This window comes from Pseudomonas sp. REP124, from assembly GCF_020164475.1.
In the GTDB taxonomy this organism is placed as follows: Bacteria; Pseudomonadota; Gammaproteobacteria; order Pseudomonadales; family Pseudomonadaceae; genus Aquipseudomonas.
Window position 1 is genome coordinate 22978 of record NZ_JAIQWX010000051.1, and the last position, 15745, is coordinate 38722.

At 61.0% G+C, this 15745-nt stretch carries 14 protein-coding genes; 6 read left to right on the forward strand and 8 right to left on the reverse strand.

Features of this window, described 5'->3' with window-relative positions; all coding sequences use genetic code 11:
* Positions 1–97: 97 nt before the first annotated feature.
* The gene (locus K9857_RS14555; protein WP_224536874.1) at positions 98–346 is read right to left on the reverse strand and encodes a hypothetical protein; all 249 of its coding nucleotides are present in this window, start codon (positions 344–346) and stop codon (positions 98–100) included.
* A 230-nt stretch (positions 347–576) separates the two neighbouring features.
* Here K9857_RS14555 and K9857_RS14560 point away from each other — a divergent pair, with 230 nt between their 5' ends.
* From K9857_RS14560 to K9857_RS14575, 4 genes are all read left to right on the forward strand, one after another.
* Positions 577–2313, forward strand: coding sequence for a type I secretion system permease/ATPase (locus K9857_RS14560; RefSeq protein ID WP_224536875.1), 1737 nt, complete (start codon positions 577–579; stop codon positions 2311–2313).
* A 6-nt stretch (positions 2314–2319) separates the two neighbouring features.
* A complete protein-coding gene (locus tag K9857_RS14565) occupies positions 2320–3660 on the forward strand; it encodes an HlyD family type I secretion periplasmic adaptor subunit (protein WP_175379728.1) in 1341 nt (446 codons plus the stop codon).
* 1 nt (position 3661) lies between these two features.
* Entirely contained in the window at positions 3662–4990 is a 1329-nt protein-coding gene (locus K9857_RS14570) for a TolC family outer membrane protein (RefSeq protein WP_224536879.1), read from the forward strand.
* 104 nt (positions 4991–5094) lie between these two features.
* Complete coding sequence (locus K9857_RS14575) at positions 5095–6012, forward strand: LysR family transcriptional regulator (protein ID WP_224536881.1); 918 nt, start codon at positions 5095–5097, stop codon at positions 6010–6012.
* On the opposite strand, the gene K9857_RS14580 is transcribed toward K9857_RS14575, so the two are convergent.
* The 6 genes from K9857_RS14580 to K9857_RS14605 all read right to left on the reverse strand — a co-directional run bounded on the left by K9857_RS14580 (position 6009) and on the right by K9857_RS14605 (position 11517).
* Positions 6009–6620 (reverse strand): RraA family protein, encoded by a 612-nt coding sequence (locus K9857_RS14580; protein WP_224536882.1) that lies wholly within the window; start codon positions 6618–6620, stop codon positions 6009–6011. The two genes, K9857_RS14575 and K9857_RS14580, sit on opposite strands and share 4 nt — an antisense overlap.
* Positions 6613–7005 (reverse strand): RidA family protein, encoded by a 393-nt coding sequence (locus tag K9857_RS14585; protein ID WP_224536886.1) that lies wholly within the window; start codon positions 7003–7005, stop codon positions 6613–6615. The genes K9857_RS14580 and K9857_RS14585 overlap by 8 nt, the downstream gene beginning before the upstream one ends.
* Positions 7006–7023: 18 nt before the next feature.
* Complete coding sequence (locus K9857_RS14590) at positions 7024–8403, reverse strand: MFS transporter (RefSeq protein ID WP_224536889.1); 1380 nt, start codon at positions 8401–8403, stop codon at positions 7024–7026.
* A gap of 134 nt (positions 8404–8537) precedes the next feature.
* Positions 8538–9467: a 2-hydroxyacid dehydrogenase gene (locus K9857_RS14595; RefSeq protein ID WP_224536891.1), complete on the reverse strand. Its 930-nt coding sequence runs from the start codon at positions 9465–9467 to the stop codon at positions 8538–8540.
* Complete coding sequence (locus K9857_RS14600; RefSeq protein ID WP_224536893.1) at positions 9464–10219, reverse strand: class II aldolase/adducin family protein; 756 nt, start codon at positions 10217–10219, stop codon at positions 9464–9466. The genes K9857_RS14595 and K9857_RS14600 overlap by 4 nt, the downstream gene beginning before the upstream one ends.
* Complete coding sequence (locus K9857_RS14605) at positions 10216–11517, reverse strand: MFS transporter (RefSeq protein ID WP_224536896.1); 1302 nt, start codon at positions 11515–11517, stop codon at positions 10216–10218. The genes K9857_RS14600 and K9857_RS14605 overlap by 4 nt, the downstream gene beginning before the upstream one ends.
* A 155-nt stretch (positions 11518–11672) precedes the next feature.
* Between K9857_RS14605 and K9857_RS14610 the strand changes: the two genes are divergently transcribed.
* Entirely contained in the window at positions 11673–12632 is a 960-nt protein-coding gene (locus K9857_RS14610) for a LysR family transcriptional regulator (RefSeq protein WP_224536899.1), read from the forward strand.
* A gap of 13 nt (positions 12633–12645) precedes the next feature.
* On the opposite strand, the gene mrdA is transcribed toward K9857_RS14610, so the two are convergent.
* Complete coding sequence (gene mrdA, locus K9857_RS14615; RefSeq protein ID WP_224536901.1) at positions 12646–14538, reverse strand: penicillin-binding protein 2; 1893 nt, start codon at positions 14536–14538, stop codon at positions 12646–12648.
* A gap of 234 nt (positions 14539–14772) precedes the next feature.
* On the opposite strand from mrdA, the gene K9857_RS14620 reads away from it, so the two are divergent.
* Positions 14773–15696, forward strand: a complete 924-nt coding sequence (locus tag K9857_RS14620; RefSeq protein WP_224536904.1) for a TIGR03571 family LLM class oxidoreductase — start codon at positions 14773–14775, stop codon at positions 15694–15696.
* The last annotated feature ends 49 nt before the right edge of the window (positions 15697–15745 follow it).

Below are 15745 nucleotides of genomic sequence, written 5' to 3' on the forward strand. Positions count from 1 at the left end.
GAATCAATTTTCAGGCGAAAGCGGTCGCGGGAAGGCCGTCAGCGGGCACCCGGAATACACACCTGGAATTTGCGAAAAATGAGCGTTCGCTCAGCGATCAGGCAAAGCGAAAACGAGCCCCTGGCGGGCCATGGAATCGGGAAGTAAAGGCGAACGTACTGAAGTGTCCCTTCACTTTGCGAACCGACGAAATGATCGACATGTTGTGCTCCTGCGGGAAAACCACCCCACCGCGCACCGCCAGAATGATGGCAGGCATCAGGCGGATGATTCGCCCAACACCTAAGACTAAAGTTCTATAGCAAAGGAATGTCAATTCACTGACGAAAAAGCTGACGACTGGCATCGATTACGCCAAATAGCTGTTTTCAAAAGACATATAGAAAGTTGAGAGCGACCTTAGAGCGAAAAGATATTTCAGACTGTTACGTCGGAACTACGCTCCAGCTTATGGGAGCAACGCAGGCATTTCAGAGTTTCGCCGCCAGAGCGACCTGAATGAGAAGGAATTACTTTTGACATCTGTCAGTTGTTACACGGCAAGAATGACTGGCGTTTTGATGAGGGGTGAGCGACATGCCCAAACAGTCGAGCCCGCGCTCCGAATTGGCTGATGCGCTCTTTCGTTTGCGCCGCAGTTTTTTCTCTTTGGCCGCGTTCAGTGGCGTCATCAACATCATGATGCTCACGCCCGCCGTGTACATGCTGCAGGTCTATGATCGGGCGCTGGTCAGTCGCAACGTGACGACGCTGACGATGCTCACCGTGCTGGTGATCGGTCTGTTCCTGCTGATGTCATTGCTGGAGATGGTCCGCACCCGCGTGCTGATCCGCGTCGGCAACTGCCTGGACATGGAGCTCAACCGACGCATCTTCACCGCCGCCTTCGAGCGCAACTTGAGCCGCGCCGGCGGTAATCCGGCTCAGGCCCTGCAGGATCTCTCACAGGTTCGCCAGTTTGTGACCGGCAATTCCCTGTTCGCATTCTTCGATGCGCCTTGGACACCAATTTACCTGTTCGTGGCTTATCTGATTCACCCGCTGCTTGGCCTGCTCACGCTCGCAGGCTCGATGATTCTCATGGGGCTGGCTTATCTCACCGAAAAGGCTACGCAAAAGCCACTGGCCGAAGCCAACCAGGCCGCCCTCTCCTCTTCGCTCTATGCCAACAACAACCTGCGCAACGCCGAAGTGATCGAGGCCATGGGCATGCTGCCGTCGATCAGCAAGCGCTGGTTCCAGAGTCATCTGCGCATTCTGGAAATGCAGACCCTGGCCTCCGACCGCGCGGCACTGATCAGCAGCACCGGGCGGTTCGTGCGCATCACCTTGCAGTCGCTGATCCTCGGTGCTGGTGCGTTGCTGGCCATCGAAGGCAAGATCACCCCGGGCATGATGATTGCCTGCTCGATCCTCACCGGCCGTGCGCTGGGTCCGGTGGAACAGGTCATCGCCTCCTGGAAGCAATTGCTGGGCTGTCGTTCGGCCTGGGGCCGGCTCAACGACATGCTGTTCGAGTTTCCGCGCCGGCCACCGAGCATGTCGCTGCAACGGCCGCAAGGCATGGTGGCCGTGGAGAACGTGTACGCCGGCGCCCCCGGTACCAACACCACCATTCTGCGTGGCGTCAGCGTCAGCCTCGTGCCGGGCGAAAGCCTTGGGGTGATCGGCCCGTCCGCTTCGGGCAAATCCACCCTCGCACGCCTGCTGGTGGGTGTCTGGCCGGCACAGGCCGGCAAGGTGCGCCTGGACGGTGCGGACATCTTCAACTGGAACAAGAGCGAGCTCGGCCCCTGGCTCGGCTACCTGCCACAGGACGTAGAACTGTTCGAGGGCACCATCGCCGACAACATCGCGCGCTTTGGTGAAGTGGACAGCGACGCAGTCATTCGTGCCGCCAAGGCCACGGGCGTGCACGAGATGATCCTGCGTTTTCCACACGGCTATGACACTCGCCTGGATACCGATGGCAGCCCGTTGTCCGGTGGCCAGAAACAACGCATCGCCTTGGCCCGCGCGCTGTACGGCGAACCCAATCTGATTGTGCTGGACGAGCCGAACGCCAACCTCGACGACGTCGGGGAAAAGGCTCTGGTCGATGCGCTGGCCGAGCTCAAGAACCGAGGCGCCACCGTCATCCTGATTTCCCACCGTCCCAACGTACTCTGCGCCGTCGACAAGGTGCTGATGTTGCGCGACGGCGGTGTGCAGATGCTCGGTACCCGCGACGAAGTATTCACCGCGCTGCGCAAGGCCGCTGTCATGCCTGCCACCGCGCCGACTCCGCTGGCTTCGGCCAAGGCACGGGAGTGACCGATCATGCAGATGACTCAACACACCGAGATGATTCCCGCCGACGCCAAGAGCCTGGTGGATCTGAACGCGGCCCGGCCTGCGATCTGGGGCATGTGGCTGGTGATCGCAGGCTTCGGTGGATTCCTGCTGTGGTCCTGGCTGGCGCCGCTGGATGCCGGCGTGGTCGCCACCGGCACGGTCAAGGTCACCAGCAATCGCAAGGCGGTGCAGCACCTGACCGGCGGCACCGTGGAGGCGATCCTCGTGCGCGAAGGCGATGTGGTGAAAAAAGGCCAGGAGGTGGTGCGCCTCGATTCGCTGCGGGCCATCGCAGAACAGGGTGCGATCAGCGCCCAGTACATCGTCAGCAAGACCGTGGAGAATCGCCTGGAAGCGGAGCGAGATGATCGCGATGAGGTGACTTACGATCCCGAGTTGCTGAGCAGATACCAAGGCGACCATCGCCTGATGGCCGCCATGGATCTGCAACAGCGTCTGCTCGACACCCGGCGCGCCGGTCTCGCGGGTGAAATCAGCATCCTCAAGGAAAACCTCGCCGCCTCGGCAGTGCAGCTCAAGGGCCTGCAACAGGTGTACGGCGCCCGCGCTTCGCAGATCAATTTCCTCAACCAGGAACTGCAGGGCACCCGCGTGCTGGCGGCTGAAGGTTACGTGCCGCGCAACCGCCTGCTGGAGCTGGAGCGCAGCAATGCCGACCTCTCTGCCAACCAGGCCGAGAACCTCAACAACATTGCCCGGGTGCGCAGCCAGACCACCGAAATCAAATTGCGCATCCTGCAGCGCCAGCACGACTACCTGAAGGAAGTCGAATCACAGCTGACCGACACCGCCAAGGAAAACACCACCCTGGCCGACCGTCTGCGCGCGCTGGATTATGAAGTGACCCACACGGTGATTCGCTCGCCCATCGACGGCATGGTCCAGTCCTTGAGCATCGCCACCGTCGGCGGGATCATCCAGCCGGGCTTCAAGATCATGGAAATCGTTCCGGTGAACGAACCGCTGCAGGTCGACGCGATGATTCCCGTGCAGGCCATCGACAAGATGGTTCCTGGCCTGGACGTGGACATCTCCTTCCCGGCCTTCAACCATGCCCGCACTCCGAACATTCCAGGCCGGGTAAAAACCATTTCCGCCGACCGCCTGATGGACGAGGAAAGCAAGCAACCCTTCTATCTGGCACAGGTGGAAGTGACGTCCGACGGCATGAATCTGCTGGGCAGCAATCACATCCGCCCGGGCATGCCCGCCAGCGTCACCATCAAGACCGGCGAGCGCAACTTGATGAGTTATCTGCTCAAGCCGATGCTCGAACGTGTGGACAGCTCCTTCAAGGAACAATGAAATGGAACGTCATTGCCTGCTCTTCTGCCTTCTGGGGTTGTCCCTGCAAGCCCCCGCGATGGACCTCAAGCAAGCCTGGGATCTGTTGCAGTATCAGGGCCCGATCTATCAGGCCGCCATCCACGAAAAGCAAGCCGGTGCGGAAAACCGCGCCATCGGCACCGCCGGCCTGCTGCCACAGGTCAACGCCTCGGCCTACAACAACAAGGTCAATGGCTCGCAACGCCAGAACGGCGTCGACAACGATCTGCATTACGACTCCAAGGGAGCCAACGTGCGCTTGCGCCAGCCGCTGTTCAACAAACAGAAAATGGCCGAGTACCGCCAGGGTCAGCAACGGGCCGACTACAGCGTCGCGGTGTTCGATGCCAAGAGTCAGGACGCCGCGGTGCGTCTGGCGCAAAGCTACTTCGATACGCTGCTGGCCAGTGAAACCATCACGTTGGCCAGGTCCAAGCTGACCGCTTTCGAGGAGCAGCTGGCCTCGGCGAAACGCCGCCATGAACTGGGCGCCGGCACCATCACCGATGTCGACGAATCGGCCGCACGCCGCGATCTCGCCGATGCCGAACTGATCGAAGCTCAGGACAACCTGGTCAACGCCCTGCGCAAACTGGTGGAATACATTGGCGAAACGCCCGAATCGCTGACCACCTTGCAACCGGCCTTCGATACGCCACCGCTGATGCCCAGCGGCCTGCAGGACTGGCTGGTGAAGGCCCAAGCCGACAGCCCGCTGATTCATGCGCGCCGCTACAGTCAGAACCTCGCCGAAGAAGAAGTGAAGCGGGCCAAGGCCGGGCACTGGCCGACACTGGACTTCATCGCCGGCTACACCGCAGGCGAGAGCCAATCGATCACCGAGATCAATCAACGCAACCGCTATGGCTCGATCGGCCTGGAAGTGAATTTCCCGCTGTACAGCGGTGGCGGTGTCAGCGCCCTGACTCGCCAGGCCGCCGCTAACAGCTACAAAGCGCAGGATGAACTCGACGCCACTCGCCAGGAAGTGATCTCCGGCACCACCCGCGAATACGCCGGCGTGCAGAGCGGCGCCAAACGCGTGCGCGCGCTGGAGAAAGCCGTGCTGTCCAACGAACGCTCACTGGCCTCGACCCGCAAGGGTTTCAAGGAAGGCGGCACCAGCACCAACTCGGACGTGCTCAATGCCGAAGAACTGCTGTTCGTCGCCCGCCACGATCTGTTCGAAGCCAAGCTGCGCTACCTGATGTCGCGCCTGCGCCTGGCCTCGTCTGTGGGCAGTCTGGGCGATGACGATATCGATCAGATCAACGCCTACTTGGGCCCCGAACTGCTGGTCACCAACTGAATCCTCCTGTGCCGCACGCCTGACAATGCTAGGATCCTGCGACCCTCCCCTGCGCTTGCAAGGGGGCGGGGGATCCTTCATTTCCCGGATTTTGATGACCGCCTATGCAACGCCTGCTCAACGACCGCCTGGACTGGAACCTGCTGCGCACCTTCCGCGTGATCGGCCAGGAGCTGAGCATCAGCCGCGCCGCCGCTCGCCTGCACCTGACGCAACCGGCTGTAAGCCAGGCGCTCAAGCGTCTTGAGGAACAGCTGGGCCGGCAACTTATCGCCCGTCGCGGACCGCGCTTTGCCCTGACCGAAGCCGGTGAACAGATCTTCGCGTTGGCTGGTGAGATCTACGGGCAGATGTCCCAGGTCAGCAGCGCGCTGGAACAGCCGGCGGACGAAGTGATCGGCAAGGTGCGCCTGCTGATCATCAGCCGGATCTTTTCCGAACGCTTCGATGACTTCCTCGCCGACTTCCATCGCCAGCATCCGCGGGTCGATCTGGAGGTCGAGGTGATGCGCAGCTCGGACATCGTCAGCGCCCTTCAGGAAAAAACCGCGACCCTGGGTCTGAGCCTCAACCGCCGCCCGCAACCGCGCCTGGAACAACGCCTGTTCCTGCGTCAGCGTTATGCGTTTTTCTGCGGCAAGCACCATGCAATGTTCGGCCGGCAGAACGTCGTCGAAGGGGATTTGCAGAAGGAGAATTTCGTCAGCTTCACCAGCGACCAGATCGGCGGCATGCTCTCACCACTGACGATCTTTCGTGATCAGCAGGGCTTCAGCGGACGCATCGTTGCCTCATCGCCGAGCCTGGAGGAAGTCCGGCGACTGGTGATCGCCGGCTTCGGTATCGGTTGCCTGCCCGAGCACGTGGTGGCGGCCGACGTCGACGCCGGATTGCTCTGGCGCCTGCCGCCCCACGAAGGCATTGCCGATGTGGACATTCATTTGCTGTGGAACCGCGAACAGCGCATGAGCCGTGCCGAGACGATCTTTCTCGAAAGCCTGCAGCAACGGCTTACCGACTAGACGCGCAATACCTGCCCGATCGGTTCACCGGCCCGCAGGCGTTCGAGCAGGCGGGGCTCGGCGCGATCCGAAGCCAGGGCCTGTTCGACGACGTGTTGCGCAGTTGCCGTATCGAGGAACAGCACGCCGTTGTCGTCGGCCAACACCCAATCCCCCGCCTTCACCGTCACACCCGCGCAGTGGATCGGCTGATTGATCAGGCTGTCGCCGCGACCGTGCTGCTTGGTGGTCAACAGGCTGGTGCCACGGGCGAACACCGGCAAGCCGCCCTCGCGTAGCTCCAACAGGTCGGTGACTGCACCGTCGACCACGATCGCCATTGCACCTGCGCAGCGAGCCGCGCAGCTGGTGACCGCGCCGACCGGAGCGTGGCGATGATCGCCATCGGTGTCGATCACCAGCACATCCCCCGGTTTGATTTGCGCCAGGGCGTGATTGACCGCGATGGCGTCGGCGCCTTTCAGTTTCAGGGTCAATGCGCGACCCACCACTTTCATATTGGGCACCATGGCGCGTAGTTGCGGGTCGGCGAAACCCTCTTCGAGAAAATGCCCCAGGGTCGGAAAACTCACCGCCTTGAGCTGTTCAATCAGTTGCGACTCATCCATGTTGCGGCTCCCTGTTTATCAATTCGGCGACACAGTCGATCTCCAGCGAAACGCCCCACAGCGCGACGCACACAGTGGTGCGGGCCGGTAGCGCGTGGCCGAGCAATTCGCGATACACCGCGTTGAACGGCTCCAGTTGCGCGGGGTCGGTCAGGTAGGCGTTGACCTTGATCACGTGGCTGAAATCCGAACCCGCTTCGATCAGGATCGCCTCCAGATTGCGCAGGGTTTGCCGCACCTGTTCGGGAAAATCCGCGGGCTGTTCGTCGAGGTTGTCGCGGGCCGGAATCTGCCCGGCGGTGAACACCAGGTGGCCGCTGACCACCGCCTGTGAGTAAGGACCGACCGGGCCGATGTAGCCCGGGGCCGATTGAATTCTGCGCATGCTGATGGGTTCCATGAGTCAGGCCGCAGCCGATTTGAAAGGTTTGTCGAGGGTCGTGTTGTCTTTGACGGCGGCTTCGGGGATCTCGCTGATGTCCTGCTTGAAGGTCTCGGTCAGCAACAACAGCGCCACCAGGGAAATCAGCGCCGCGCCGATCATGTACCAGGCCACCGATGAGCCTTTGCCGGTAGCGGCCAGCAAGGCGGTGGTGACGATCGGCGTGGCCGCGCTGCCGAGCAGGCCGGAGAGCATGTAGCTGATGGACAACCCGGAATAGCGCACGCGGGTGCCGAACAGTTCGGCGAGAAAGGTCGCGATGGGACCGTAGTTGGCGGCAAACGCGGTCATCAGCAACAGGTAGCCGAAGACCACCAAGGACAGCTCTTTGGTGTCCATCAACCAGAACATCGGGAACGCCACCAGCGCTTCGGCGAGGATGCCGCCGACGATGATCGGCTTGCGTCCGAAGCGGTCGGAGAGCGCGCCGAACACCGGCAACATGACGATGCACCAGGCGCATGAGAGCAGCACCACACCGAGCATCGTGCTGCGGCTGAAGCCCAGATTCTGCGTGCCGTAGGTCAGGCCGAAGGCGACGATGATGTTGAACGATGCGCCGGTGGACATGGTCGCGATGCCGCCCAGCACCACTTGCTTCCAGTACTTGCGGAACACTTCGGCCAGCGGCATCTTCACCTGTACGTCGGCTTGCTTGACCTTGTTGAAGGCCGGGGTTTCCGAGATGTTCAGGCGGATGTACAAGCCGACGGCAATCAACAGCACGCTGGCCAGAAACGGAATTCGCCAGCCCCAGGCCAACAGGTCTTCAGGGGACATGCAGGCGGCAATCAGCAGGAAGGCCAGGTTGGCGATCAGGGTTCCGGCAGGCACGCCGATCTGCACCCAGGAACCGTAGAGGCCACGCTTGTTGGCCGGCGCATGCTCCACCGCCATCAACACCGCCCCGCCCCACTCGCCGCCCAAGGCCAAACCTTGAACGACCCTGAGCAGCAACAACAGGATCGGCGCCCAGATGCCGATGGTGGCGAAATCCGGCAACAGACCGATGGCGAACGTGGCCGCGCCCATGGTCAGCAGCGAAATCAACAGCATCGACTTGCGTCCCAAACGGTCACCGAAATGCCCGAACAAGGCCGCGCCGACAATCCGCGCCAGATACGCCGACGCGAACGTGCCGAAGGCCAGCAGCGTGCCGATCAGCGGCACGAAATCGGGGAAGAACACTTTGTTGAATACCAGCGCCGAGGCCGTGGCGAACACGAACAAGTCGTACCACTCCACGGTGGTGCCGATCACGCTGGCCACCGCGACCTTCTTCATGCTGATGGCAACTTGCGGCGGTGCGCCGGACTTTTCTGCGGACGATAGATCGCTCATCACTGTCTCCAGGAATTTATTTAATTGTTTTGGACTGGCAGTAAATCGGTTGAGGCGAAGTTTGTTGTTATGGCTCGCCCAACTAACAAGTGGGCGAGTTCGCAGGGCTGGTTGTTGTTTGAATAGCAGTTAGTTCAATAACCCAGAAGGCGGTCGGCGCAATTCAATAACGGCTCGCCGACATGCAATCGACGGAAGTTTTCCGCCACCTGTTCGGCAATGCAGTCATGGGAAGCCGCCGAGGCCATGTGCGGGGTGATCGTGACGCCGCGCATCGTCCACAGGCGCTCGTCGACCGGCAGCGGTTCCTGTTCGAAGACATCCAGCAAGGCGCCGCGCAGCTGTCCTCGGGCCAAGGCCTGTTCGAGATCATCAATGTTCAGGTGACCACCGCGACCGCAATTGACCAGGACTGCGCCGTTGGCCAGCTTTTCGAAAGTGTCGCGCCCGAGAATGCCGCGGGTCTCATTGGTCAGCGGCAACAGGTTGATCAGCAACTCCACACCGTCGAGAAAGTCGTGAAGGTGTTGTGCACCGGCAAAGGTGTGCACGCCCGAAAGATCCTTACCGCGCCGCGCCCAACCGCGCACGTCGTAACCGGCGGCGACCAGGTCCAGGGCGATGGCGCTGCCCAGCGAACCGAGCCCCATCACCCCGATCTTGAACTGCCCTGCAGCCCTTTGCAGCGGCCGCTCCCAGCGCTGTTCGCGCTGTTGCGTCAGCACCTGATCGAAGCCACGGTGATAGTGAATCACCGCCCAGCGCACGTACTCGGTCATGCCCTGGCGATGGCCGGGGTCGACCACGCGGCAAATCGGCAAGTCCGGACACGACGGGTCGTGATCCAGGTGATCTATACCGGCGGCCACCGAGTGAATCACCTGCAGGTTGGGCAATGCCGCAAGGCTGCCCGGCAACGGAAACCAGCACGCCGCCATCTGTGCATCGACGGCCCGCGGGTCATCGGCCAGCACCGTTGTCAGTTGCGGCGCACTGCGGGTAAACGCGGCCTGCAGTTGCTTGAGCAGCACATTGTCGCGGGACAGCAGGACCACAGTATTCATGACTGATAGGACTCACGCTGGGATTCGATCAGGGTCAGGGCCGCCTGCCAGGCCAGGTCGATGATGTTGTCCTGCTCATCGCGGTCGAACTGCTCGGCGGTGTGCGCGCAGACTTCCGGCGAGGGGTAATGCAGCTCCGAACCACCGGCCAGCGCCTGGACCTGCGCCTGGCAGGCACGCTCCAGAAAGTGGATTTCCTGGAATGCCTGGGCCACGCTCGAGCCACCGACCAGCAGGCCGTGGTTGCGCAGGATCATCGCCCGATGCGGACCGAGGTCGGCGATCAGACGCTCACGCTCGTCCAGCGACAAGGCGATGCCTTCGTAGGTGTGATAGGCCAGCTTGCCGTAGAACTTCAGTGCGTGCTGGGTGATCGGCAGCAGGCCCTGTTTCTGCGCCGCCACCGCCATGCCGGCGGCAGTGTGGGTGTGGATCACGCAATTCAGGTCCGGGCGCGCCATGTGGATCGCCGAATGAATCACGAAGCCTGCGGCGTTGACCCGATGGCCTGCGTATTCAGGGTCCACCACGCGGCCTTCCTGGTCGATGCGCACCAGATCCGAGGCGCGCATGCGGTCGAAAATCACCCCGTAGCGGTTGATCAGGAAGTGATGCTCCGGCCCGGGTATGCGCAGGGTGATGTGGGTGTCGATCAGATCGGTCATGCGAAAGTGCGCGACCAGGCGATACAGTGCCGCCAGTTCGCAACGGGCTTGCCATTCGATCGGGTCGATGTGTGCGGGTTTACTCACGAATACACCTCTTTGACAGCGTGGGTGACGACCGGGTTGGCGCGCAGGCGGGCCAGGCCGCAAACACCGATCAGGGACACGGCCGAGAGCAAGGTGAAGAACACCGCCAGCGGCAACCATTGTCCGGAAAACTTGCTGGCCAGCAGCGTACCGATCAGCGGCGTGGTGCCGCCGGCCACGGCGCAGGCCAATTGGTAAGCGATGGAAATCCCCGAGTAGCGCAGATGCACCGGGAAGGCTTGGGTCATGTAGCCGGCGATCACCGCGTACAACGCCGAAAGAATCACCACGGCCATGGCGATGCCGAGAGTCATCAGCAGGATGTTTTGCGTGCCCACCAGCAGGAACATCGGGTACGGCGTAATCATGCACAGCAGCGCGACCAGCTTGAGGAAACGGTCTTCTCCGATGCGTTCGGCCAGGAGCGCCGAGATCGGTTGGGAGAGCAGCTGAATGATGGTCACCAGGAACAGGCAATCAAGAATAGTCGAGCGCGCGATGCCCTGGTACTGGGTCACGTAGGTGATCATGAAGGTGTTGGTGAAGAAGAACCCGGCCGAACCGATCGTCACGGCGGCGGCCGCGAACAGGATCTGCCGCCAGCAGGTGCGGATCACGTCCATCACCGGGTACTTGGCGGTTTCATGATTTTTTTGGGCCTTGGCAAACTCCGGCGATTCATGAACGCCGGAGCGTATCAACAGCCCGACCATCATCAACACGCCACTGAACAGGAACGGCAGACGCCAGCCCCAGGCAAGGAACTCATCCGGCTCCAGCGACGTCACCAGACGAAAGGCGATCAGGGCCAGCAACAAACCGGCAGGGCTGCCCAGTTGGGCGAAGGATGCGTAGAAGGTCTTGCGCTTGACCGGCGCATGTTCGCTGGCCATCAGCACCGCACCGCCCCACTCGCCGCCGACGGAAATCCCCTGGATCACCCGCAGCACGATCAGGCCGATGGGGGCCCAGATGCCGACGCTGGCGTAGCTGGGCAGCATGCCGATGCCCGCCGTGGCGACGCCCATCAGGGCCATGGTCACCAGCAGCATTTTCTTGCGGCCCAGGCGATCGCCCAGATGCCCGAACACCATCCCGGCCATGGGACGGGCGATGAAGCCAACGGCAAAACTGCCAAAGGCCGCCAGGGTGCTCATCACCGGATCGCTGCTGGGGAAAAACACTTGCCCAAGCACCAGCGCCGCCGCGGTGGCGTAGATGTAGAAATCGTAGAACTCGATGGTCGTGCCAATGAAGGCGGCGGCCGCGGCTCGGCGCGGTTGGGGCGTAGTGTGCATGCAAGGACCCTGTGTACTTATAGTTTTGGGCAGGTGTTAAGGCTGGTGACGGTTGCGCTCTGTGGCGCTTGTGGGCTTTATCGCTTCCGTGCCAGGATTAGTCAATTTTCAAATCCTTATCTTTACTATTAGCTCTGCTACTACATGGAGTTTTTATGTCTTCTGGCGCCAACCCTTGGGTCGGCCGGCGTTTTCTCAATGACCGACTCGACTGGAATCTGCTGCGCACTTATCTGGTGATTGGTCAGGAAGGCAGCATGAGTCGCGCGGCCGCTCGTCTGCACATCACGCAGTCAGCGGTGAGCCAGGCGCTCAAACGTCTCGAGGAACAGCTGGAATGCGTGCTGATTGCCCGCAGCGGACGGCGCTTCGATCTGACGGAAACCGGTGAGGAAGTGCTGCGTATCGCAGCGGATATCTATGGCGATATTTCCCGTTTGAGCACGGTGGTGGAGAGTCGCCATGACGACGTGGTGGGCAAGATCCGCATTCTCACCGTCAGCGGCGTGCAGGCGCGGCACTACGACGAGTTCCTTGCGGACTTTCATGAAACCCACCCGAAGATCGAACTGGAAGTCGAGGTGATGGGCAGTTCGAACATCATCAGTTCGCTGCTGCAAAAGACCGCGACGGTCGGCGTCGGCCTGTGCCGTTTGCCGCAGCCGCGACTGGAGCAACGGGTGCTGTTTCGCGAGACCTACGCCTACTTCTGCGGGCAGCGGCATCGGTTGTTCGGGCAGGAGAATTTGACCCTGGAGCAGTTGGCGGCGGAGAACTTCGTCAGCTTCACCAGCGATCAATTGGGCGGCAATTTGTCACCGCTGACGCTGTTTCGCGATCAGCAAGGTTTCACCGGCAAGATCGTCGCCTCCTCCACCAGTTTCGAGGAAATTTACCGGTTGATCTGTGCAGGTTACGGCATTGGCTGTTTGCCGACGCATTTGGTACGCCGGGATGTGGAACAGGGTCTGCTGTGGCCCTTGCCGCCGGAAAATGGCGTGGTGGATTTCGATATCCAGCTGCTGTGGAATCGCGAGCAGAAGATGAGTCAGGCGGAAACGGTGTTTCTGGAGAGCTTCCAGCACATGCTCAGTATTCGTGAGCCGGTGCTGTGAAGCCCTTGCCTGTTTAAACGTGAGGATCGCCCGGGGCCTTGCTCGGGTCGGCGTATTGCGGTTTCAGATGGCCTTCCTGATCGAGTAACCAAGCGTCCATGATCTGCCGCACCACGGGGCCGGCGACGCGACCACCGGCCTCGCCGTTTTCGATCATCACCGATATCACGATCTTCGGATGTTCCGCTGGAGCGAAGCCGACGAACAAAGCGTTGTCGCGGTTTCGCTCGCGGGTTTTCTCGCGGTTGTAGCGCTCGCCCTGCTTGATCGCCACTACTTGCGCCGTGCCGCTCTTGCCGGCGATACGATACTGCGCCCCCGCCGCGGCCGCCCGGGCGATCCCGCGGGCATCGTGCATCACCATCTGCATGCCGTGGTTGACCTGCTCCCAGTCGCGGGGATCCTTGAGCAGAATGTTCGGCATCGGGTGCTCGTCCACCGGCGCGACGCCATCGACGGTCTGCGCCAGGTGCGGACGGTTCCACACGCCTTTGTTGGCGATCAGCGCCGTGGCCTGGGCCAGTTGCAGCGGCGTGACCTGCATGTAGCCTTGACCGATGCCGAGGATCACCGTCTCCCCGGGGAACCAGGCCTGACGGCGTGTGGCGCGCTTCCAGGCCTGGGAAGGCATCAGACCCGGGGATTCTTCGTACATGTCCAGGGAGACTTTCTCACCCAGGCCAAACATCGCCATGTAGTCATGCAGACGGTCGATCCCCAGCTTGTGGGCCAGATCGTAGAAGTAGGTGTCGTTGGAGCGCATGATCGCCGCGTCCATGTCCACCCAGCCATCGCCGCTGTGGTTCCAGTTGCGGTATTTGTGATCGTAATCGGGCAACTGGTAGTAGCCGGGGTCGAAGACGCGGGTCTGTGGAGTGACGATGCCGGCGTCCAGTCCGGCAATGGCGACTTCCGGTTTTATGGTCGAGCCCGGGGCGTAGAGGCCGCGCAGAACGCGGTTGAACAGCGGCCGGTCGATGGAGTCATGCAGCGCCGCGTACTCCTTGAAGCTGATGCCGGTGACGAACAGGTTCGGGTCGAAGCTGGGTTTGCTGACCATGGCCAGCACTTCACCGGTCGACGGATCGAGCGCGACGACAGAGCCGCGACGATCGCCGAGGGCCTGCTCGGCGGCCTCCTGCAGTTTGACGTCGAGGCTCAGTACGATGTTTTTGCCGGGTATCGGGTCGGTGTGTTTGAGCACTCGTAGTACACGACCCTGGGCATTGGTTTCGACTTCTTCGTAACCGACATGGCCATGCAGTTCGGATTCGTAGAATTTTTCGACGCCGGTCTTGCCGATCGATTGCGTGCCTCGGTACTCGACGGAATCCAGTGTCTTGGACTCTTTTTCGTTGATCCGGCCGACGTAGCCGATGGAATGGGCGAAGTGTTCCGCGTACGGGTAATGGCGTACGAATTGCGGTTCGACGTCGATGCCTGGGAGGCGGAATTCGTTAACCGCCAGTATCGCGATCTGCTCTTCGGTCAATTCGTAAAAGAGCGTCACCGGTACGAATGGGTGACGGGCCTGTTTCATGGCCTTGTCGAACACCGTGCGATCTTCAGGCGGCAGGTGCAGCAGGTTGACCACCTCGTCCAGCTCTTGCTTGACGTCGGTGGCCCGCTCGCGGGTGATGGTCAGATTGTAGCTGGGCCGGTTGTCGGCGAGCACCACGCCATTGCGGTCGTAGATCAGGCCACGAGTGGGGGTGATCGGCAGGACGTGGACGCGGTTGTTTTCAGAGATGGTGGAGTGGTAGTCGAACTCGACCACCTGCAGGACATACATCCGCACTACCAGCGCACAGGTGATGGCGAGCACGAACAGGGCGCAGGCCATCAGTCTTTTGTTGACCAGACGTGTCTCTTTTTCGTGGTCCTTGATGGGGATTGCTTCGGGCATTTCTCTTGCAACTCTTTTGGAGGAGGCGCCAATCCTTGGGGCTTGAATCATTCCGTGGAAAAAATGAGCTGCACCATAGCAAAAACGGTCCGGTCACTTTGTGAGATTTCTTTAATGTAACTGGTGTCGAGATTCGTGCGGTTTACTCAAGATTGATATTCCCATTCATGCATTTTTCCTAGTGATTGCGCTGGAGATACTGGATGCCTGTTATTGCGTTTTTTGGAGACGTTCATGCATCCACGATTTCAACGATTACTGAGTTCGAAAGGGTTTTCCATTGGGCTTGAGCTGCCGCTCGATAACGACTGGTCGAGTGATGGCCAGCGATTACGGGTTGCCGATGGGCGTCCGTTCGGTGTGCCTGACCTGAAGCAACATGCCGTCTTGGCGCGAATGGCTGACCAGTCCGGATTCCGTGCCTTGTGGGTTCGGGATGTACCGGTCTACGACCCTCACTTCGGCGATGCTGCGCAGGTGTTCGAGACGTTTTCATACCTGGGTTATTTGGCCGGGATTACCGACAACATCATGTTGGGGACGGCGGCGGTCGTGCTTCCGTTGCGGCAGTCCTGGTTGACGCTCAAGTCGGCCAACAGTGTCGATGAGTTGAGTGATGGACGCCTGCTGCTGGGCGTGGCCAGCGGTGATCGGCCGATGGAATATCCATTGTTTGGCGTGGATTACGATCAGCGTGGCGAAGTTTTCCGCGAGACGGTTGAGTTGTTGCGCAGTCAGGGGGAAGGCCGTTTGCCGGCAGGTGCGCGTCTGCTTCCGGAGCGCGAGCAGTCGGCGCCTTTGCTGGTGGCGGGTCTTGGGCAGCAATCTCCAGCCTGGATTGGTCAGCACATGGATGGTTGGCTGGCTTATCCGGGTACTCCGGATGAACATCGTCGTCGGGTCGGGCTGTGGCGTGAGGTGGGCGGTGACAAGCCTTACATCAGCTTCGTGCATCTGGATCTGGCGGCCAATCCACATGCGCCGATGCGGCGTATTCATTTCGGTGGAAGCACCGGGCGCCTGGCGCTGATCGACGAACTTCAGGCTTTGCGTGAAGCGGGTGTGCAGCATGTTGGATTGCATCTACGCCGCAGCGAGCGCCCAGTCGGGGAGATCATCGAGGAGATTGCAGAACACGTGCTGCCGAAGTTTCACTGATGTACGAGGACAGTCGTTGGGCTGTCCTTTTTTCGCGCACCATTTTTCG